The organism is Pseudodesulfovibrio karagichevae (genome assembly GCF_041414475.1).
Taxonomy (GTDB): Bacteria; Desulfobacterota; Desulfovibrionia; order Desulfovibrionales; family Desulfovibrionaceae; genus Pseudodesulfovibrio; species Pseudodesulfovibrio karagichevae.
Genome location: NZ_JBGLYH010000020.1, coordinates 1 through 19844 on the forward strand (window position 1 = coordinate 1; position 19844 = coordinate 19844).

Annotated in this window: 14 protein-coding genes; 7 read left to right on the forward strand and 7 right to left on the reverse strand. The window is 66.2% G+C overall.

Annotation, left to right across the window (positions count from 1 at the left end; translation table 11 throughout):
* Positions 1–295 precede the first annotated feature (295 nt).
* Positions 296–2257, forward strand: a complete 1962-nt coding sequence (locus AB6M95_RS08730) for a molybdopterin biosynthesis protein (protein WP_371386352.1) — start codon at positions 296–298, stop codon at positions 2255–2257.
* Here the strand turns inward: AB6M95_RS08730 and AB6M95_RS08735 are convergent.
* The 4 genes from AB6M95_RS08735 to AB6M95_RS08750 form a co-directional block, all read right to left on the reverse strand.
* Positions 2254–2484, reverse strand: a complete 231-nt coding sequence (locus tag AB6M95_RS08735; RefSeq protein ID WP_371386353.1) for a cold-shock protein — start codon at positions 2482–2484, stop codon at positions 2254–2256. The two genes, AB6M95_RS08730 and AB6M95_RS08735, sit on opposite strands and share 4 nt — an antisense overlap.
* 95 nt (positions 2485–2579) lie before the next feature.
* Complete coding sequence (locus AB6M95_RS08740; protein ID WP_371386354.1) at positions 2580–2762, reverse strand: hypothetical protein; 183 nt, start codon at positions 2760–2762, stop codon at positions 2580–2582.
* A gap of 104 nt (positions 2763–2866) precedes the next feature.
* Positions 2867–3133: an RNA-binding regulator gene (gene rbp / locus AB6M95_RS08745; RefSeq protein ID WP_071544271.1), complete on the reverse strand. Its 267-nt coding sequence runs from the start codon at positions 3131–3133 to the stop codon at positions 2867–2869.
* Between the two features lie 245 nt (positions 3134–3378).
* Complete coding sequence (locus AB6M95_RS08750) at positions 3379–4875, reverse strand: ATP-binding cassette domain-containing protein (protein ID WP_371386355.1); 1497 nt, start codon at positions 4873–4875, stop codon at positions 3379–3381.
* A 67-nt stretch (positions 4876–4942) separates the two neighbouring features.
* Between AB6M95_RS08750 and AB6M95_RS08755 the strand changes: the two genes are divergently transcribed.
* The 4 genes from AB6M95_RS08755 (at position 4943) to AB6M95_RS08770 (ending at position 9183) form a co-directional block, all read left to right on the forward strand.
* The gene (locus AB6M95_RS08755) at positions 4943–5878 is read left to right on the forward strand and encodes a DUF362 domain-containing protein (protein ID WP_371386356.1); all 936 of its coding nucleotides are present in this window, start codon (positions 4943–4945) and stop codon (positions 5876–5878) included.
* Between the two features lie 40 nt (positions 5879–5918).
* Positions 5919–8237 carry a carbamoyltransferase HypF gene (gene hypF / locus AB6M95_RS08760; protein WP_371386357.1) on the forward strand — a complete coding sequence of 773 codons (2319 nt, stop codon included), beginning with the start codon at positions 5919–5921 and terminating at the stop codon, positions 8235–8237.
* Positions 8238–8245: 8 nt separating this feature from the next.
* Entirely contained in the window at positions 8246–8956 is a 711-nt protein-coding gene (locus AB6M95_RS08765) for a DUF3298 and DUF4163 domain-containing protein (protein ID WP_371386358.1), read from the forward strand.
* 68 nt (positions 8957–9024) lie between these two features.
* Positions 9025–9183, forward strand: coding sequence for a YqaE/Pmp3 family membrane protein (locus AB6M95_RS08770; protein WP_338667540.1), 159 nt, complete (start codon positions 9025–9027; stop codon positions 9181–9183).
* Positions 9184–9232: 49 nt separating this feature from the next.
* Here AB6M95_RS08770 and AB6M95_RS08775 read toward each other — a convergent pair whose 3' ends face one another.
* The 3 genes from AB6M95_RS08775 to AB6M95_RS08785 form a co-directional block, all read right to left on the reverse strand.
* Entirely contained in the window at positions 9233–11389 is a 2157-nt protein-coding gene (locus AB6M95_RS08775) for a methyl-accepting chemotaxis protein (protein ID WP_371386359.1), read from the reverse strand.
* Positions 11390–11552: 163 nt separating this feature from the next.
* A complete protein-coding gene (locus AB6M95_RS08780; protein WP_371386360.1) occupies positions 11553–12737 on the reverse strand; it encodes a phosphoglycerate dehydrogenase in 1185 nt (394 codons plus the stop codon).
* Positions 12738–12775: 38 nt separating this feature from the next.
* Complete coding sequence (locus tag AB6M95_RS08785) at positions 12776–13915, reverse strand: pyridoxal-phosphate-dependent aminotransferase family protein (protein ID WP_371386361.1); 1140 nt, start codon at positions 13913–13915, stop codon at positions 12776–12778.
* Positions 13916–14234: 319 nt separating this feature from the next.
* Between AB6M95_RS08785 and AB6M95_RS08790 the strand changes: the two genes are divergently transcribed.
* Together AB6M95_RS08790 and AB6M95_RS08795 are read left to right on the forward strand one after the other, a co-directional pair.
* On the forward strand, positions 14235–16181 hold the full coding sequence (locus tag AB6M95_RS08790; RefSeq protein WP_371386362.1) for a methyl-accepting chemotaxis protein: 1947 nt from the start codon (positions 14235–14237) through the stop codon (positions 16179–16181).
* A gap of 141 nt (positions 16182–16322) precedes the next feature.
* On the forward strand, positions 16323–19844 hold the full coding sequence (locus AB6M95_RS08795) for an FAD-binding and (Fe-S)-binding domain-containing protein (protein ID WP_371386363.1): 3522 nt from the start codon (positions 16323–16325) through the stop codon (positions 19842–19844).

Sequence of the window (19844 nt, forward strand, 5' to 3'; positions counted from 1 at the left end):
CGCCTCCGGCGGCCAGGGGGGAAGGGGAGAGAGGGAACCCTTTGAAAAGGGCTTCCCTCTCTCCCCTTCCCCCCGGACCCCCATCCCCTCTCTCCCTCCTAAACTTTTTGTGCCGCTTCGCGGAGGGAGATGTCGTAGAATGGAAAATTCGGAAAGGGTTGCCTTTTTTCCGACCGAAGCGATACATCTACATATGTTTGATTACGACGCGAAGCGCGCCAAAAGTTTTGAAGGGGAGTCCAGAGGGGAAACTTTTGTAAAAGTTTTCCCTCTGGCCGCCGGAGGCAACCTCACCATGAGCAAACGCAATATCTATCTGAAGACTATCCCGCCCGAAGAGGCGGTGGCCCTGGCCAAGGCGAACCTTGACCGCGACGCCCTGCTCGGCACCGAGCGGGTGCCCACCCACGAGGCGGCGGGCCGGGTCACGGCCGGGCCGATCTACGCCCGGTATTCCTCGCCCACCTTCCACGCGGCGGCCATGGACGGCGTGGCCGTGGTGGCCGAATCCACCTTCGCGGCCCGCGAGGACGCGCCCGTGGCCCTGGAGCTGGGCGAGGGGTTCCTGTTCGTCAACACCGGCAACCCCATGCCCGACGGCAAAAACGCGGTGGTCATGATCGAGAACGTGGTCCAGAAGGGTGAGATGACCGTGCTCATCGACGGCCCCGCCTTCCCCTGGCAGCACGTGCGCCGCATCGGCGAGGACATCGTGGCCACGGAGCTGCTCATCCCCCAGAACCGGGAACTGACGCCGTCGGACATCGGCGCGCTCATCTCGGCGGGCATCTACGAGGTGGAGGTCCGCGACCGGATCCGGACCATCTTCCTGCCTACGGGCGACGAGGTGCTGAATTTCCTGGACAAGCCCGAGCCGCGCGCCGGGCAGGTCATCGAATCCAACTCCCAGGTGTTCCGGGCCTACGCCAAGAGCTGGGGCCTGGACGCCCAGTGGTCCGCCCCGGTGCCGGACGACGAGGACGCCCTGCGCGAGGCCGTCGTGGACGGGCTGCGCAAGGGCTGCCACATGGTCGTGGTCGGCGCGGGATCGAGCGCCGGGAGCAAGGATTTCTCCAAGAAGGTCTTCGAATCCATCGGCACGGTCCTGGTCCACGGCATTTCGGTCATGCCGGGCAAACCGAGCCTGCTGGCCGTAAGCGACGAGCGCAGCGGGTATCCGGGCAGGCTCCTGGTGGGCGCGCCGGGCTATCCGGTGTCGGCCATTGTTTGCCACGAGAAGATTCTCGCGCCCGTGGTCCACTGGCTCATGGGCAAAGCCGCGCCCGAACGGTTCGAGGCGGACATCGTCCTGGCCCGCAAGACGCCGTCCAGGCCGGGCATGCGCGAGGCCATCCGGCTGGCCGCCGGACGCATCGGCGAGAACATCGTGGGCGCGCCGCTGGCCAGGGGCGCGGGCATGATCTCGACCATGACCAAGGCCCAGGCCGTGACCTACATCCCGGAGGACGTGGAGGGCGTGGAACAGGGCGAGACGGTCAAGGCCGAACTGCTGGTCCCCAAAAGCGACCTGGACCGGGTGCTGGTCCACGTGGGCAGCCACGACAACACCCTGGACCTGTTGGCCAACGAATTGATGGGGCTGTCCGAGCCCCTGCGCCTGGTCTCGAGCCACGCCGGGTCCATGGGCGGCCTGACCGCGCTCAAGGCGGGCTCGGCCCTGTTCGCGGGCGCGCACCTGTTCGACCCCGAGACCGGGGACTTCAACTTCCCGTTCATCGAGCGCTACCTGAAGGGCATCCCGGTCACCGTGATCAACCTGGCCATCCGCCATCAGGGGCTCATCGTGGCCAAGGGCAACCCGCTGTCCATCCGGGGCGTGAACGACCTGACCCGCAAGGACGTGACCTTCATCAACCGCCAGCGCGGGGCCGGGACGCGCATCCTGCTCGACCATCATCTGAAGAAGGCGGGCATCGACCCGCGCGAGGTGGCCGGGTACGACAACGAGGAATTCACCCACATGGCCGTGGCCGTGAACGTGCTCACCGGCGCGGCCTCCTGCGGGCTGGGCATCTACGCGGCGGCCAAGGCGCTGGGCCTGGACTTCGCGCCCCTGGCCCACGAGCGATACGACCTGGTCATCCCGGACAGGTTCATGGACGATGCGCGCATCAAGACCCTGCTCGAGGTCATCGGCAAGAGTTCCGTCCAGACCAGGATCAAGGCCCAGGGCGGATATGAGACGGATCTGACCGGCCGCGTCATGGAGCCGGGCATGGGATTGGGACAGGATTAGAGCAGGGAGGCGGTCTTGGCCTCTTCGGCCGGGCGGACCTCGACGGCCTTGGGGCCGGTCTCCTCGTCGGTCAGGCCGAAGGTGACCTTTTCGCCGGGCTCCAGGGTCTGGAACCCGTCGCGGACGATCTCGGTGTAGTGGACGAAGACGTCGCGGCCGTCCTCGCCGGTGATGAAACCGAACCCCTTCTGTTCGTTGAACCAGGTTACTTCGCCCTTGTGTCGCATGGCTTCCTCCGCATGCTCACGCATGGAATTTCCCTGATACTACCCGCCGGCCGGGGTCTTGGCAATGCGCCAACCGCCCCGGCCCGACAATGAAATCAGGACGCCTCTACCTGGTCGTCGTCCGAATCCGCGTCGTCGTCCGCGTCATCGTCAGCGTCGTCGTCCGAATCAAAGTCGTCCTGCTTCTTCAGCTCCTTGCGCTTCAATTTTTCTTCTTTCTTCTTTTTCTTCGCCAACTCTTTCTGCCGCTTTGCGAACTTGTAATTCGGTTTGGCCAAAACAACTCCCGGTTATGGGTGACCGGCCTGACGCCGGAGAATAAAAAGCCCGTCCCTCCCTCAAGAGAGACGGGCATAGATGCCTTTTTAAGGGCGGGTGCGAACTACCAGCGGGGGCGCTCCGCACGGGGCTTGGCTTCGTTGACCTTCAGGTTACGGCCGCCGAAGTCCTTGCCGTCCAGCGCCTCGATGGCGTCCAGAGCGGCGGAGTCGTCGTCCATTTCCACGAAACCGAAGCCACGCGGGCGGCCGGTCTCACGGTCTTCGATCAGTTTAACGGAGGAAACCTGGCCGTGAGCTTCGAAAGCCGCGCGGACTTCGTCTTCGGTGGCGGACCAGGGCAGATTGCCGACATAGATATTCTTGGACATGTTATTCACTCCTGGTGAATCAATTTGATGCTTTCGCATCGATGAAATAATAAGAGAAGCAGCGTACACGATGCGCACACTGCTTCTCGATATACCTGTTTCCTTTCCCCAGTCAGCGTCGGCCGGAAATGAGACCGTCCCCAAGGGGTCCCGCTGACACACTAGAAGGCACAGTTCTCCAAAAAACAAAATTAGTCAAGGGGTTTTTTTAAATTTAAACGGAATTAAATGGCAGGGTTCCATCCTCACCCGGCGGCCCGGCCCGCCGCAAACCCGCTCCGTTCGCCGCAAAAACGCTGCCGCCCGGCCGCAAGTTCCATAATCCGGTTGACTGCGGGTATCCGGTCCTCGGCGTAATGGGAGACCATTATCAGCGGAGTTCCGGCCTCGGCCAGCCGTTCAATGAGGCCGATCATCAGCGCCCTGGAGGCCGGGTCCAGGCCGGACAGCGGCTCGTCCAGGAGGAGCAGCCTCGGCCCCGGCGCCATGGCCCGGGCCATGAAGACCCTGCGCTGCTGGCCGTAGGACATGTGCCGCAGCCGCCGGGAGCCCAGCCCGCGCAGGCCGACGATGTCCAGCCACTGTTCGGCCCCGAGCCGTTCCCGGCTGGTGGGCTCGTCGAGCATGCCCACCGAGCCCCGGAACCCGGACATGACCGTCTCTTCGGCGGTCACCTCCCAGCCCAGCTCGCGGGCGTACCCGGCCTGGAGGTCCGGGGAGACCACGCCGATGAGCGGCCGGGCCTCGTCCATGGTCATGCCGCCGAACCGCTCCACCGTGCCCGTGCCCCGCTCGCCGTCGGCATAGGGCGCGATGTGGCTGAGGATCAGCTTGAGCAGCGTGGACTTGCCCGCCCCGTTCTCGCCGAGCACGAGCCAGTTTTCGCCGGGCAGGACCTCCCAGTCGATCCCGTCGAGGATGCGCGTGCCGTCGGCCACCACGGACACCCCGGTCATGCGCAGGAGAAATTCGAAGGATTCGGGCGCGGACGCGGGCGGCAGGTCGCAGGCGACCACGTCCGGGGCGGACTGGCACAGGGCGCGCTCGGCCTGGTCGCGCTCCCCTTCGGCCAGGACCTCGCCGTGGTCCAGGGCCAGGGCGTGGCGCACGCAGTCGGGCAGGTCCCCGGCGCGGTGGGCGGCGCAGACCAGGGTGGTCCGCTCCCCGGCCCGGTCGAGCAATTCGACCACCTCGGCCCGTGAGGCCGCGTCCAGCCCGTCCAGAGCCTCGTCCAGGAGCAGGACGTCCGGCTCCGGGGCCAGGGCCCGGGCCACCAGGAGCTTGCGCACCTGGCCTGTGGAAAGTGTTCGCAACTCGCTCTCGGCCAGGTCGCGGATGCCGAGCCGCTCGATGACCGCGTCGGCCAAGGCCTCCTCCCCGGGCTCGACCCGGTCGTAGAGGATGGGGGTGTCGTGGAACCCGGCCAGGACCACGTCGCGGCCCTTTACCCGGGGGGTGTGCAGGAAGTAGAAGTCCTGCATGTCCGCCGAGACCAGGCCGATGCGCTGCCTGAGCCCGAGCACGGTCCGCTGCGGCCCTTCGCCGAAGTCGTAGACGCGCTCACCGCCGATGTCCGGGGTGATCTCGCCGCGCAGCAGGCGCAACAGGGTGGTCTTGCCCGAGCCGTTGCGCCCGGTCACGGCGGTGTGGCGGCCGCGCTCCAATTGCCAGGTCACGGGCCCGAGCAGCCGCCTGCCGTTGCGGGTCACGGACACGTCTTTCAGGGAAACGAGTGGATTCATTCGGCTATTGTCTCCTTTCCCGGCCCGGCTGGCAAGCCCCGGCTTGTCAATGTCCGGGACCGGGCCTATGCTCGCCCCCATGCCCGAAACCGTCGCCATACTCAGCGTCCCCGAATACCGGTCCGACCTGCTCGGCCCGGCCGTCGCCCGGCTCCTGGAAACCATCGGGTTCGCGCCCGCTCCGGGCGACCGGGTGCTGGTCAAGCCGAACCTGGTCAACGGGAGCAACGCGGCCCACTGCACCACCCATCCGCTGGTGGTCCGGGCGGCCTGCGCCTGGCTCCTGGACCACGGCGCGAAGGTGACCGTGGCCGACTCCCCGGCCTTCGGTCCGGCCTCCTACGTGGCCGGAGCCTCCGGGCTCGGCGAGGCGCTCCGGGAGCTCGGCCTGGAGGTCCGGAGCCTGGGCCGCCCCGCCCCCCTGCCCCTGACCCTGGGCGGGACCATCGGGCTGTCGCGCGACGCCCTGGAAGCGGACCGCATCCTCAACCTCCCCAAGCTCAAGGTCCACTGCCAGATGACCGTGTCCGGCGCGGTCAAGAACCTGTTCGGCTGCGTGGTCGGGTTTCGCAAGGCGTACGCCCACCACCGGCTGGGGCACAGCCACGCGGTCTTCCGGTCCATGATCATGGACGTGTACCGCGCCCTGCCCCGGACCACGCACCTCATGGACGCGGTCCGGCCCATGCACCGCGACGGCCCCATCAAGGGCGAGCCGTTCCCCCTGGGCATGCTGGCCGCGTCGAACAACGGCGTGGCCCTGGACACCATGGCCTGCACCCTGCTCGGGCTTAAGCCGGAACAGGTCCCCCTGTGGGAGGAGGCCGAGACCCGGGGTATGGACGGCGCGCATCAGGACCGGCTGGCCTATCCCCTGGAATCATTAGAAGGATTTGACACCACTGGATTTATGCTCTCCGAGGTCCGCGAACTGTCCTTCGCGCCCATGCGGCTGATCCGAGGACGTATACGCAGCCTGTTGAAACATCTTGCAAAAAATTGATTCCCCTTGCGTAAAATGGGCTTGAACGGTATGGACAACCATGCGGATGCGCCAACGTTTCACCATCACCGGCCAGGTGCAGGGAGTGGGCTTCAGGCCCTTCGTCTACCGCATCGCCCTTGACCACGGCGTCACCGGTTCGGTGAACAACTCCTCGGCCGGGGTGCTCATCGAAGTGCAGGGCGACGTCGGGCAGGTCAACGGATTCGCCGAGGATCTGACCGGCAAGCTGCCGCCGCTGGCCCGCATCGTCACCTTCGATTTCGAGGAACTGGACGCGGTGGACGGCGAGGACGGTTTCATCATCCTCGAATCCACCCGGAGCGCGGGGCACTCCGTGCTCATCAGCCCGGACGTGGCCACCTGCCCGGACTGCCTGGACGACATGCGCGACCCGGACAACCGGCGCTACCGCTACCCGTTCACCAACTGCACCAACTGCGGGCCGCGCTACACCATAACGCGGTCCATCCCCTACGACCGGCCCCAGACCTCCATGGCCAAGTTCGCCCTGTGCCCCGAGTGCGGGGCCGAGTACGCCGACCCGCTGGACCGGCGCTTCCACGCCCAGCCCAACGCCTGCCCGCGCTGCGGCCCGCGCACCTGGCTGACCGACCGCGACGGCCTGGTCATCGCCCAGGGCGACGAGTCCCTGCGCCGCCTGGCCATCGAACTGGCCGCAGGCAGGATCGCCGCGGTCAAAGGACTCGGCGGCTTCCACCTGGTCTGCGATGCGGGCTCGAACAAGGCCGTGGACGAACTCAGGCGGCGCAAGCACCGCCCGGACAAGCCGCTGGCCGTGATGGTCGCGGACATGGACACGGCCCGGCGGCTGGCCCTGGTTTCCCCGGCCGAGGAGGAATGGCTGACCGGCATCCGCAGGCCCATCGTCCTGACGGCCAAGAAACGCCCCTTCCCGCTCGCCGGGAGCGTGGCCCCGGACACGGACTTCGTCGGGCTGATGCTGCCCTACACCCCGCTGCACCACATCCTGCTCCACGACTACGCCGGGCTCAAAGGGCCCGAGAGCGCCCTGGTCATGACCTCGGGCAACATGAGCTCCGAGCCCATCTGCCTGGACAACGACGAGGCCCTGGAGCGGCTGACCGACATCGCGGATATCTTTCTCTTCCACAACCGGGACATCCTCATCCGCACGGACGACTCCGTGGTTCGGGTCAACCCGGACACAGGCGAGCCCATCTTCATGCGCCGGGCGCGCGGCTTCGTGCCCTCCCCGGTGTTCATGCCGGTCAAGGGCCCGACCGTGCTCGGCGTGGGCCCGGAGCTCAAGTGCACCCTGACCCTGACCAAGGGCGACCAGGCCTTCACCAGCCAGCACATCGGCAACATGTCGAACCTGGAGACCCTGGAATTCCACAACGAGATCCGCGCCCATCTCGAAGACATTTTGCAGGTCGAGCCGAAGCTCATCGTCCGCGACCTGCACCCGGACTACATGACCACGTCCCTGGCCGAGGAGCTGGGCGGGAAGCGGGGCGTGCCCGTGGCCGCGCTGCAACACCACTACGCGCACATCCACGCGGTCCTGGCCGAGAACAAGTTCGACGGGCCGGTCATCGGCCTGGCCCTGGACGGCACGGGCTACGGCGAGGACGGGACCATCTGGGGCGGCGAGTGCCTGCTGGTGGACCCGACTTCCCAGGACCACCAGCGGCTGGCCCACTTCGCGCGCTTCCGGCTGCCCGGCGGCGAGGCCGCGGTCAGGGAGCCGTGGCGCATCGCCCAGGCCGCCCTGTGGGAGCTGGGCGTGAAGGAGCCGGGCAAGTACGCCTGGCCGTGGCTCGGCCGCTACGAGGCCGAGAGCCGCTTCCTGCCGCAGATACTTGAAAAGGGGCTCAACGCGCCGCTGACGTCGAGCTGTGGACGGCTGTTCGACGGCGTGGCCGCCCTTTGCGGGCTGACCAGCGCCATCACCTACGAGGGACAGGCGGCCATCCTCCTGGAAAAGGCCCAGGACATGGACGAGGCCGGGGCCTACCCCTGCCCGCTCAAGTCCGACGATCCGGTGGCCCTGGACACCTTGTCCCTGGTGGCGGCCGCGCTCGAAGACCTGGAAAACGGCGCTCCGGTGGGCAAGATCGCCCGGCGCTTCCACCTGGGGCTGATCAACGGGCTGACCGAGATGGCCTTCTCCTTTTCCATGCTCCTGGACATCCACCACGTGGCCCTGTCCGGCGGGGTCATGCAGAACCTGACCCTGGCCCGCGAATTGCCCCTGGCCCTCCGGGGCGCAGGTCTGCTACCCTTGGTCCATACCCAGCTGCCGCCGAACGACGGGTGCATCTCCCTGGGCCAGGCGGCGTGGGGAGTGCGCAAGCTGCTCAACGAACCCTAGGAGGGACCATGCCCCGGACACTGACGCTGCTGATCACCCTGTTCCTGCTGCTCGGCCCGTCAACGCTCCGGGCCGCCCCGCCCTGCGACCCGCCCGTCCTGGGTGCGGTGACGATCACCGAGCGGACCGCCGGCTTCAAGGTAGACGCCGAATACCCGGTGCTCTGCCGGGCCGAGCCCACACGGGCCGTCCGCGACTACGTGTCCGCGACCATCCATGAGTTCAAGAAGACCGACCCGGACCACGACCTGCGCCGTTTTCCCCACCCCTACGAGCTGATCACCCGCTACGCGGTCTGGCCCGCGCCCGGCGGCCGCTTCGTCTCGGTCAAGCTGCACGTCATGGCCTATACCGGCGGGGCCCACCCCAACAACTGGCCCATGACCTGGGTCTTCGACATGCAGGACGGCCGGGAGATCACCCTGGACCGGCTGTTCCCGGACCGCAAGGCGGCCCTGGCCAGGGTCTCCGGCCTGTGCCGCGAGGTCCTGTCGCAGTCGCTGGGCGGCATGCTCGTGCCGGACATGCTCGACGCGGGCCTTACGCCCACGGCCGACAACTTCAGCCGCTTCATCCTGACGAACGAGGGCGTGGCCTTCTTCTTCGGCCCCTACCAGGTGGCCCCCTACGCGGCGGGCGAACAGGTGGTGACCATCCCCTACGACAACCTGGGCGGGCTCATCGCCCCGGACATCGCGGCCGGGGCCAAGGCGGATTGACCGCCGTTGTCCGCGACGCGAAAAAACGATAAGAATGACCATCCCCCAACCCGCACCAAGGAGCCCCCATGGAAATCCTGCGCATCATCATCTCCATACTCATCCCGCCGCTGGGCGCCTTCCTCAAGGTCGGCCTGGGGCTGCAGTTCTGGATCAACCTGCTCCTGACCCTGCTGGGCTACTTCCCCGGCCTGGTCCACGTCATCTGGCTGCTGTCCAGGCGATAGACGCAAAAAAAGGGTCGGCGCGCGCCGACCCTTTTTACGTTCTCCCGCATCAATACCGTTCCAGGCCGTCGCCTTGGCCGGAGCCCGAAGCGGCGGGCAAGGCCCCGGACGACGCGTACCCGCCACCGTCCACGCCCCCCAGATCAAAATAGCCGATGGCCCGGTGCAGCTGCCGGGCCTGACCCGACAGCTCCTCGGCGGTGGAGGCCAGCTCCTCGGAGGCCGAGGCGTTCTGCTGGATGGCCTGGTCCAGCCCCTGGATGCCGCTGTTGACCTGGGCGGCCCCCTGGGACTGCTCGGCGCTGGCCGACGAAATCTCCTGGACCAGTTCCGCGGTCCGCAGTATGTCCGGGACCATCTTGGCCAGCATGTCCCCGGCCTTTTCGGCCACGGCCACGGAGTTGTTGGACAGTTCGCTGATCTCGGCGGCGGCCTTGCCGCTGCGCTCGGCCAGCTTGCGCACCTCGGCGGCGACCACGGCGAACCCCTTGCCCTGCTCCCCGGCCCTGGCCGCCTCGATGGCCGCGTTCAGGGCCAGCAGGTTGGTCTGCCGGGCGATCTCCTCGACGATCGAAATCTTTTCCGCGATGGCGCGCATGGCCTGCACGGTCTCGCCCACGGCCCGGCCGCCCTCTTCGGCGTCGCCGCTGGCCTGCCGCGAAATGGACTCGGTCTTGGCGGCGTTTTCGGAGTTCTGCCGGATGGAGACCACGATCTGCTCCACGCTGGCCGAAACCTCCTCCACCCCGGCGGCCTGCTGATTAGCCCCCTGGGCCACGGCCTCGGCCGTGGCGTTCAGCTCCTCGGCCCCGGTGGTCACGCTGGAGGACGCCTCGGACACGTCCGTGACCACCCCGACGAGCTTCTCCACCATGGACCGCATGGCCCCGTAAACCGAACCGCCGTCCCCGGCCGCGTCGAACCGCACGCCGAGCCTGCCGTCCGCGATGAGCCGGGTGATGCGCACCAACTCCATGGGATCGGTGCCCAGCTGGCCGAGCACGCTGCGCACGATGAACACGGCGAAGACCAGGCTCAGGACGATGGCCGCAAGCCCGATGAGCATGGCCGCGCGGGCCAGCCGGGCGGCGCGGGCCCCGACCTCGTCGGCCCGCTCCCCGGCCAGGCGCGTGCCTTCGGCCGAGAGATTCTCCACCACGGGTTCGATGGCGTGCACGGCCGTGCGCATGCGCTCGGTGATCTCCTTGATGCGCCCGTCCTCGGCCACCAGGGCGTCGAAGGAGTTCGCGTACGCCTTGGTCATGGCCACGGCCTCGCGCACGTATTGTTCATCCGCGCCGGACTTTTCAAAGGCGGCGACCAGCTTGTCCAGGCTGGCGTGGGTCTTGCGCACGTATTTCTCCTGGCCGCGCAGGAGGTAGTCCTTCTCGCCGCGCCGGACCATGAGCAGGAGTCCCTTGACGTCGGGCACGAACACCGAATCCAGGAGCTTTTCCAGGGCTTCGGCGGACTGGCGCACGATCTGGTAGTCGGCGTCGGAACGACTCACGCGGAACCGGTCGAAGGCCGCGCGGTAGGCGGCCAGCGCCTTGCCTGCGTCGTCGAGCAGCGCGGTTTTCTCCTTCAGATCCAGGTCGTGCTCGAAGCGGTCCATGGCGTCGAGCAACCGGTTCAGGTAGCGGTCCGCGCCGGTGCGGTGGAAGTCCTTTTCCCAGCGGCGCATGAAGAGCATGTCGATGTACAGGTCCTGGACCTCGTGCCGCTCGAAGGCAGCCTCGGCCGCATGAACCACGTCGCGGAAGGCCCCCTGGAGCCCCGAGTCCGGGGTCAGACCGCGCCGCTCCCAGGCCTCGACCAGTTCCAGGAAAGCGGCCCGGTACTCGGCGGCGGCCGATTCCACCGACCGCGCCTGGGCCGCGAGATCCGGCTTGCCGATGGCCTCGGCCAGGGGGACGACGGCGGCGGCCCGCTCGTTCACCCGGGCCAGGTTGGCCTCGAAGGTCGAAAGATACTTCCTGTCCAGCCGCAGGAGAAAGTCCTTCTCGTTGCGGCGGCATTGCAGCATGGCTATCTCGGCCTGCCGGGCGTGGGCGCTGATCGCCACCTGCTCGCGCAGCAGCCGGTCGAAATCCCGCACCGAGGCGGTGTTGGCGTATTGGTAAAGGCCGACGACGACGAGCAACAGCAGGCTGGCCGTGCCGAAGCCGAGCAACAGTTTTGTCCTGAGCTTCAGGGCGTGGAACATGGGTCTCTCCTTCCCGGGATGGATATTTCAGGCATAACCATCAGGCAGGTGGCCCGGTTCATCCATTATATAACTGTTACGATACGGTGACGGACGCGCGGGCGCAAAAAAAGCGGGCCGGAGAAATCCCCCGGCCCGCACGAATTCGGATTGGCGCTCTATATCAGATGGTCACGCGGTTGACGCCCGCGATGGCGCTCAGGGCCTCGCGGACCGTCTCGGTGGGCCTGGAGTGGACCATGTACACGGTCTGGACCTGCTCGCCGAGCTTGCGGGAGTTGTTCTCGCGGATGTTCACGCCCATCTCGCCCATGAGGGTGCCGAACTTGCCGAACATGCCGGGCTTGTCCTCGTGGGTGATGAAGATGGTATAGACGTCCGCGCCCTCTTCCTCGACGGTTTCGCCCACGTTCACGGAGTTGCTGTACTCGCCGCGCTTGAGGTAGCCGGTGACCACCTCGGCGATCTCCAGCCCGGTGCGGATGCCCGCGTTGTTGGTGGACGCGCCCAGGTGGGCGGACATGACGATGTTGTCCAGCTCCTGGAGCTTGTTCACGAAGGGCAGCCCCTCGCGCTTGGGCTCGGTCTCGTAGCAGTCCAGGGCCGCGCCCGCGATCTGCCCGGTCTTGAGGGCGTGGTACAGGGCGTCCTCGGACACGTTCCTGCCGCGCGAGGCGTTGATCAGGAAGGCGGTCTCCTTCATCTGCCCGAGCTCCGGCGCGTTGATGACCGGGTCCGCGCCGCCGCAGTGCAGGGACACGAAGTCGGACCTGCCGAGCAGTTCCGGGATGGAATCCACGTAGGTCAGGGGCGCGTCGATGGACCGGTAGAGATCGTAGCCGATGACCTTCATGCCCAGGGCCGAGGCCTTGCCCGCCAGGGCCTGGCCGATGCGCCCGCAGCCGATGACCCCGAGCGTCTTGCCGAACAGCTCCACGCCCTTGAACCGCTTCTTGTGCCAGGTGCCGCCCATGAGGGTGCGGTGGGCGAACGGCACCTTGCGGGCGATGGCGAACATCAGCCCCAGGGCGTGTTCGGCCGTGGCGTTGGTGTTGCCGTTGGGCGCGAACTTGACGATCACGCCCAGCTCCTTGGCCGCATCCAGGTCGATGTTGTCCGTGCCCACGCCGCCCCGGCCGACGATCTTGAGCCTGCCCCCGTCCCGCACCCCGGCCTCGAGCAGGGCCCGGGTTACCTTGGTGGCCGACCGCACGAGCAGGGCGTCGAAGGAACCGATCTCGCTGATGAGGTCGTCCTCGTCGCGTTTCTCGGTCTCCACGGTGAAGCCCTGCTGTTTCAAGTACTTCCGCGCCTCCTCCACGAGGCCGTCATTGGCAAGAATCCGCATACTCTTCTCCCCTTCCTCTGCTTCGAGTCGTCAGACGGTTACAACTTCCTCAACTCCTTTGCGAGCGTGTCCAGGTAGGCCGAGAGCATGTCGGGCATGATGTCGCCCATGTGGCCCACGCGGAAAACCAGGCGGCGGCCCGCCTCTTCCAGCAGATTGTTCAGCTTCATGTAGCCCGGGTCCATGAGGTACCCGTGGGCGCGCATGGCCTCCTTGACCGTGCCCTTGAGCTGCGCGCCGGTCACGCCCTCGGGGCAGAGCACGGTGGACACGGTGGGCGAGCGGTAGCCTTCCGGGGCGAACATGTCGAAGCCGTCGAGCCCGGCGACCCATTTCTCGACGATGCCGCGCATCTCGATGTGCCGCGCGAAGCGGCGCTCGATGCCTTCCTCGTTGACGATGCGGTCGAGCTGGAACCACATCATGTTGGCCAGGGTGGTGTTGGGGGTGGTCAGGGTCTGGTTCTTGCGCGCCCGGCCCAGGTGCTTGATGATGTCGTGGTGGTGGCCCTTGTTGGTCACCCTTTCGGCCTTATCCTCGGCCTCCTTGGAGACGAAGCCGATGCCGAACCCGGCGGGCAGGGCCAGGGACTTCTGGGTGGCCGTGGAGTACATGGCCGCCCCGGACTCGGACAGGGCGATGTCCGCACCGCCGAAGATGGACACGCCGTCCACGAGGGGCATGGCCCCGTATTGGCGGATGAGCGAACAGACGGCCTTCATGTCGTTGACCACGCCGGTGGAGGTCTCGTTGTGGGTGAAGGAGACCACCTGCGGCTTGAGCTCCTTGAGCTTGTCCTCAAGCACGTTCAGGTCGATGGCCTGGCCGTAGTCGAACTTGAGGTTCTCGGCCTTCTTCCCGTTGCTGACGGCGATGTTGTAGTACATGTCGCCGAAGGAGCCCACGGACACGTTCAGGATGGTCTCGTCCTCGGCCACCAGGGAACGGACCGAGGCCTCCATGGCCATGGAGCCGGAGCCCAGGCACAGGATCGGCTCATAGTCGTCGCCGCACCCGGCGAGCTTGCGCAGGTTCTCGCGGATGGGCGCGAAACGCAGGTCGTTCTCCGCGTCGCGATGCCCGAATTCGGGCAACAGGCCCGCCTCCTTGACATCCTGCCGGATGTAGGTCGGCCCGGTGATGAACAGTTTCAAAGGCGCAAAATTCGGCTTGCTCATAGTCTCTACCCTTCAGTGATTGTGACGGAAAAGAAAAGTCTGCCCCATACCATGAAAAATGTTTTCGATCAGTATAACGGCAGGGGCCGAAAGGCAAGACGGACCGGAACCGCTCCGCATTCGCGGCCGCGCATCCGGGACCTTTCCCCACACGGCCCTTTCGTTGTTCCCGGAACCGGATCGCCCGGGGAAAATGCATCCCGAGTCCGGTGGAGCGAATTTTATAATACCGTCGTCCTGAGTTAGCGCGAACACTATGCCCATTGTGACCGAATACGGTCGAGTTACAACAACCGTCAATTTCTTCGGGAGAAAAATCATGTTTAAGAATCTTCGGTTGGGCATGAAGTTGGGCATCGGTTTTGGAATCGTCCTGGTGCTTACAGCCGCCATCGCCGTAATCAGCTTGCAGGGAATGGCGAACATCAGGGATCGCGTGGACAAGGCGGACGACGCCAACCGCATGGTCCGCTTCATCCTCGAAGGGCGCATCAAGGAAAAGAACTACATCCTCCGCAAGGACGCCACGCTCCTGGAGGCGCACGCCGCCACTCTCAAGGATTTGTTCGCCCAGGCCAACGCGACCAGCGACAAGTTCGACAATAAGGCCAACAAGGCCCAGATGACCGCCACGATCGAGGCGGTGCGCAACTACGAAAAAGCCTTCACCAGCTACGTGGACCTGGAGAGCAAGAAGGTCGTCAACCTGGCCCAGATGCGTGACAGCGCCAAGGCGGCCCTGACCCTGGCCGAGGAACTGCGCAGCGAGCAGAAGGGCCAGTTCTCGACCCTGCTCGCCGGGGGCACGGCCCCCCGCAGCGAGTTGGAGTCCAAGCTGGCCAAGGCGGACGACGCCAACCGGATCATCAAGTGGATGCTGGACGCGCGCAAGAACGAGAAGGAATACATCGTCTCCAAGGACAACGCCTACCGTGACGCCAACCTGAAGGACATTAAGAGCATCCTGGCCCTGACCGCCAACCTGGGGACCCGCTTCAACGACCAGCGCAATATCGACCTGCTCAAGCGAGTCGGCGAGGCCGTGACCCGCTACCAGACCGAATTCGAGACCTTCCACCAGTATGTGCAAAGCCAGGGCGAGGCCGAAAAGGCGATGCTCACGGCCGCCCGGACTGCGGACGAGGTCTGCCGCAAGGCGCGGGCCGAACAGAAGCAGGCCATGCTCAACGACATGGAATGGGCCAACATCCTGAGCCTGAGCGCGGCGGGCGCGGCCCTGCTCCTCGGTCTGGCCGCCGCCGTCCTCCTGACCCTGTCCATCACCCGGCCCGTGGCCAAGGGCGTGCGCTTCGCCGAAGACATGGCGGGCGGCGACTTCACCAAGTCCCTGGACGTGGACCAGAAGGATGAAATCGGCGTGCTGGCCACGGCCCTGAACAACATGGTCGTCAAGCTGCGCGAGGTGGTCCAGTCCGTGGGCGCGGCCTCGGAGAACATCGCCTCGGGCAGCGAGGAGCTGTCCGCCTCGGCCGAGGCCCTGGCCCAGGGAGCCACGGAACAGGCCTCGGCCATCGAGGAAATATCGGCCTCCATGGAACAGATGGCGTCCAACATCGAGCAGAACGCCCACAACTCCAAGGAGACCGAGGAACTGGCCAACAAGGCGGCCGCCGACGCACGCGAAAGCGGCGAGTCCGTGGGCATGACCGTAAACGCCATGAACAGCATCGCCGAAAAGATCTCGATCATCGAGGAAATCGCCCGGCAGACCAACCTGCTGGCCCTGAACGCGGCCATCGAGGCGGCCCGCGCCGGCGAGCACGGCAAGGGATTCGCCGTGGTCGCGGCCGAGGTGCGCAGGCTGGCCGAGCGCAGCGGCGTGGCCGCGGCCGAGATCAGCGATCTGTCCACCTCCAGCCTGGCCGTGGCCGACAAGGCCGGGAAGATGCTCCAGCAACTGGTCCCGGACATCGAGAAGACCGCCTCCCTGGTTCAGGAGATCACGGCCGCGAGCAACGAGCAGAACGCGGGCGCGACCCAGGTCACCCAGGCCATCGAACAGCTCGACCAGGTCATCCAGCAGAACGCCTCGGCCTCCGAGGAGATGGCTTCCACCAGCGAGGAGCTCTCGGCCCAGGGCCAGGAGCTCCAGACCACCATGGCCTTCTTCAACGTGGACGAGGGCCCGGCCCGCACCGTCCGCGTGACCCCCGCCCGTCCCAAGCCCCTACCCGGCGCGGGCGCCTCTGCCCGCCAGACCCCTCAGGCCCTGGAAAGCGGCGACGGGGACTTCGAGCGGTTCTAGACGGAAAACCGCAGCACGTATCCTGATGCGCGGCGTCCATTGCGGACGCCGCGCCTTTTTTCCGGTTTTTGTGAACTTGCCATCCGGCCAAAAAGGTCTTACTCCTCTTCCCTTCACCGACCACCCATGGAGTAATAAGACATGGCCCAGCTTGGACCCCATATATCGATCTCGGATGAACAGCTCATCACCCGCGCCTTCGGGGTGGTGGACATGGAGCAGTTTCAGCACTGGCCCGAAAAGGTCAAGAAACTGGCCTCGAACCTGGCCGCCGAACTGTTCCTGGTGCGCTACAACCCCTTCATCGATCCCGAACTGGTCAAGACCGCCGTGGAACGGCGGCTGAACATGTCCCGGCCCATGCTGGACCGCGAGTTCGCCACCATCCTGACCAAGGGCATCGAGCTGTTTTGGGAGCGCCACGAGAACGAGCTGGCCTTCCGCGACGACATCGTCTCCCGGCTCAGGAAGTTCATGTCCGAGGACGCCATCGGCCATGAGCCGCACGCGCGCGTCGAGTCGGCCACGGACGCCACCGACCTGCGCATGGAGCTGCCCATGCTCGTGCTCTTCCCCGAGGACGAGGCGCAGATTCAGGGCATCGTCAAGCTGGCCAACGAGATGCGCTTCGGGATCATCCCGCGCGGCGGCGGCACTGGCGCGACCGGCGGGGCCATCCCGGCCGAGGCGCGCTGCGTGATCCTGTCCCTGTCGCGCTTCAAGAAAATTCTGGACATCGACCCGGCCGAGCGGACCATGACCGCCCAGTCCGGCGTGATCACCCTGAACGCCATCCAGGCAGCGGCCAAGAAGGGACTGCTCTTCACCGTGGACCCGGCCTCCAAGGCGGGCTCCTCGCTGGGCGGCAATATTTCGGAAAACGCGGGCGGGCCGTTCGCCTTCGAATACGGCACGACCATCGACAACATCCTGAGCTACCGCATGGTCCGGCCCGACGGCTCGCTCATCGAGGTCCGGCGCAAGGACCACCCGCGCCACAAGATCTACCCCTTCGACACCGCCGTGTTCGAGATCCTCGACCAGCACGGCAAGCTCCTGGACACCGTCACCCTCAAGGGCGACGAGATCCGCGGCCCGGGCCTGGGCAAGGACGTGTCCAACAAGTACCTGGGCGGCCTGCCCGGCGTGCAGAAGGAAGGCACGGACGGGATCATCACCACGGCCACCTTCGTCTGCTACCCCACCCTGGCCCACTCCCGTGTGCTCTGCCTGGAGTTCTTCGGCCGGAGCATGGGCAACGCCATGCTGGTCATCAAGGACGTGGTCCGGATGCGCGACACCATCCGCGAGGAGGGCGACCTGGTCAAGATCTCGGCCCTGGAGGAGTTCGGGCCCAAGTACGTCCAGGCCATCGAGTACCAGACCAAGTCCACCCAGTACGAGGGCGACCCCATCTCGGTCATCATCATGCAGCTCGACTCGGACGACAAGGCGGCCCTGGACGCGGCCTGCCAGACCGTCCTGGCCATTGCCCAGCCCTATGACGGCGTGGACATCTTCGCCGCCCGCGACGAGCGCGAGGCCGAACTCTTCTGGGAGGACCGCCACAAACTGTCCGCCATCGCCCGGCGCACCTCGGGGTTCAAGATCAACGAGGACGTGGTCATCCCCATGGAGGTCATCCCGCAGTTCTCGGAGTTCCTCGAGGACCTGAACCTCATTTACCTGGCGAACATCTACGCGGCCACCCTGGACAAGGTCGTGGACCTGGAAGGGGTCAGCCCGAACGACGAGGACATCCAGGAGGCGCGCGAGCGCATCCGGGCCATCCTGGGCGGCGAGATCACCTCCAAAAACTTCTCGGACGTGGAGCAGGAGGCCCAGTGCCGGTTCCTGTTCCTCAAGCTGCGCGACACCTACCCGAAGCTCGACCGCGAGATCAAGGCGCTGTGGCAGGAGCTGCAGCTCAAGCGCATCGTCATCGCCAACCACATGCACGCGGGCGACGGCAACTGCCACGTCAACCTGCCGGTCAACTCCAACGACGCCGAGATGCTGGCCGCCGCCCACGAGGCCGCGGACACGGTCATGAGCAAGGTCCTGGAGATGGGCGGCCAGGTGTCCGGCGAACACGGCATCGGCATCACCAAGATCGGCTTTTTGAGCGAGGAGAAGATCGAGGCCCTGGCGAAGTACCGCAAGGTGGTGGACCCGGGCGGGGTGTTCAACCCCGGCAAATTGACCTCCAGGACCCTGCCGAGCACGCCCTTCACCTTCTCCTTCAACCGGCTCATCCACGACCTGGACGACACGGCGCTCAAGGACAAGGAAGCCCTCATGGGGCTGCTCCGGAACATCCAGACCTGCACCCGCTGCGGCAAGTGCAAGCAGGTCTGCCCCATGTACCAGCCCGCGCGCGGGCTCATGTACCACCCGCGCAACAAGAACATCGCGCTCGGCGCGCTCATCGAGGGTATCTATTATTCGCAGATCCAGACCGGCGAGCCCGCCCATGCGTTGATGAAGGAGTTGCGCGACCTCATGGACCACTGCACGGCCTGCGGCAAGTGCCAGGCCGCCTGCCCGGTCAAGATCGACTCGGCCGGGGCCGCCCTGTCCATGCGCTCGTTCCTCGACTCCAAGGGCAAATCCGGCCACCCGATCAAGCAGATCGTGCTGCGCAACCTGGCCAAGAACCCGGCCCAGACCCTGCCCGTGACGGCCAAGGTCTTGTCGGTCGGCCAGTCCATCCAGGACAAGACACTGGGCATGATCCCGGCCCGCTGGCTGTCGAAGATCCAGTCGCCCGTGGTCAAACACCGCAGCCCGAACATGGACTTCCACAACCTGTCGGAAAAGCTGCATCTCGAAGAGGGCTCGGTCTTCCGGAACCCCGGCGCGGACCGCGACCAGACCGTGCTCTACTTCCCGGGCTGCGGGGCCTCGCTCTTCTCCCGGTCCATCGGCATGGCCTCGGTCTACCTGCTGCTCAAGAGCGGGGTGAACGTGGTCCTGCCCGACCACCACATGTGCTGCGGCTACCCCCTGCTCGCCTCGGGCTGCGAAGAGGCCTACAAGACCAACCGGCACCGCAACGTGCAGGAATTTCTGGACCTGCTGGTCAAGACCGGCAAGGCGGGCCTGAAGGCCACCACCCTGCTCACGGCCTGCGGCACCTGCCGCGAGTCGCTCGAGACCTACGACTTCTCCTCGGAGCTGGCCGACCCGCTCAAGCACCTGGACGTGGTCCAGTTCCTCATGGAGCGGCTGCCCGCCGTGCGCCAGACCGAAGCGGTCCTGTACCACGCGGCCTGCCACATGGAGTGGACCGGCGTGCCCAAGCTCAAGGCCCCGGAGATGTACCGCGCGGCCCTGGCCAGGCTGACCGGCACCGAAGTGGACCTCTCCCCGGGCTGCTGCGGCGAGTCCGGCCTGGGGGCCATGACCAGCCCGGCCATCTACAACCGGCTGCGCGAACGCAAGCAGGAACAGCTGCGCGAGGACCTCGGCTTCGACCGCGACCGTCCCATCGTGGTCGGCTGCCCGTCGTGCAAGATCGGCATAAAGCGGTCCATGCTCCAGATGAAGCGGCCCAACCGAGTCCTGCACGCCGTGGAGTACCTGGCCGAATGCGTGGGCGGCCCCAAGTGGGAGAAGGATTTCGCCAAACTGCTCGACACCGTGGAGCGCAAGGGGACCTAG

What these genes read in the sequence shown, in the direction of transcription:
- AB6M95_RS08730 (WP_371386352.1), top strand. Translation starts at nt 296, where the DNA reads ATGAGCAAACGCAATATCTATCTGAAGACTATCCCGCCCGAAGAGGCG.
- AB6M95_RS08735 (WP_371386353.1), bottom strand. Translation starts at nt 2,484, where the DNA reads ATGCGACACAAGGGCGAAGTAACCTGGTTCAACGAACAGAAGGGGTTC.
- rbp (WP_071544271.1), bottom strand. Translation starts at nt 3,133, where the DNA reads ATGTCCAAGAATATCTATGTCGGCAATCTGCCCTGGTCCGCCACCGAA.
- AB6M95_RS08750 (WP_371386355.1), bottom strand. Translation starts at nt 4,875, where the DNA reads ATGAATCCACTCGTTTCCCTGAAAGACGTGTCCGTGACCCGCAACGGC.
- AB6M95_RS08755 (WP_371386356.1), top strand. Translation starts at nt 4,943, where the DNA reads ATGCTCGCCCCCATGCCCGAAACCGTCGCCATACTCAGCGTCCCCGAA.
- hypF (WP_371386357.1), top strand. Translation starts at nt 5,919, where the DNA reads ATGCGGATGCGCCAACGTTTCACCATCACCGGCCAGGTGCAGGGAGTG.
- AB6M95_RS08765 (WP_371386358.1), top strand. Translation starts at nt 8,246, where the DNA reads ATGCCCCGGACACTGACGCTGCTGATCACCCTGTTCCTGCTGCTCGGC.
- AB6M95_RS08770 (WP_338667540.1), top strand. Translation starts at nt 9,025, where the DNA reads ATGGAAATCCTGCGCATCATCATCTCCATACTCATCCCGCCGCTGGGC.
- AB6M95_RS08775 (WP_371386359.1), bottom strand. Translation starts at nt 11,389, where the DNA reads ATGTTCCACGCCCTGAAGCTCAGGACAAAACTGTTGCTCGGCTTCGGC.
- AB6M95_RS08780 (WP_371386360.1), bottom strand. Translation starts at nt 12,737, where the DNA reads ATGCGGATTCTTGCCAATGACGGCCTCGTGGAGGAGGCGCGGAAGTAC.
- AB6M95_RS08785 (WP_371386361.1), bottom strand. Translation starts at nt 13,915, where the DNA reads ATGAGCAAGCCGAATTTTGCGCCTTTGAAACTGTTCATCACCGGGCCG.
- AB6M95_RS08790 (WP_371386362.1), top strand. Translation starts at nt 14,235, where the DNA reads ATGTTTAAGAATCTTCGGTTGGGCATGAAGTTGGGCATCGGTTTTGGA.
- AB6M95_RS08795 (WP_371386363.1), top strand. Translation starts at nt 16,323, where the DNA reads ATGGCCCAGCTTGGACCCCATATATCGATCTCGGATGAACAGCTCATC.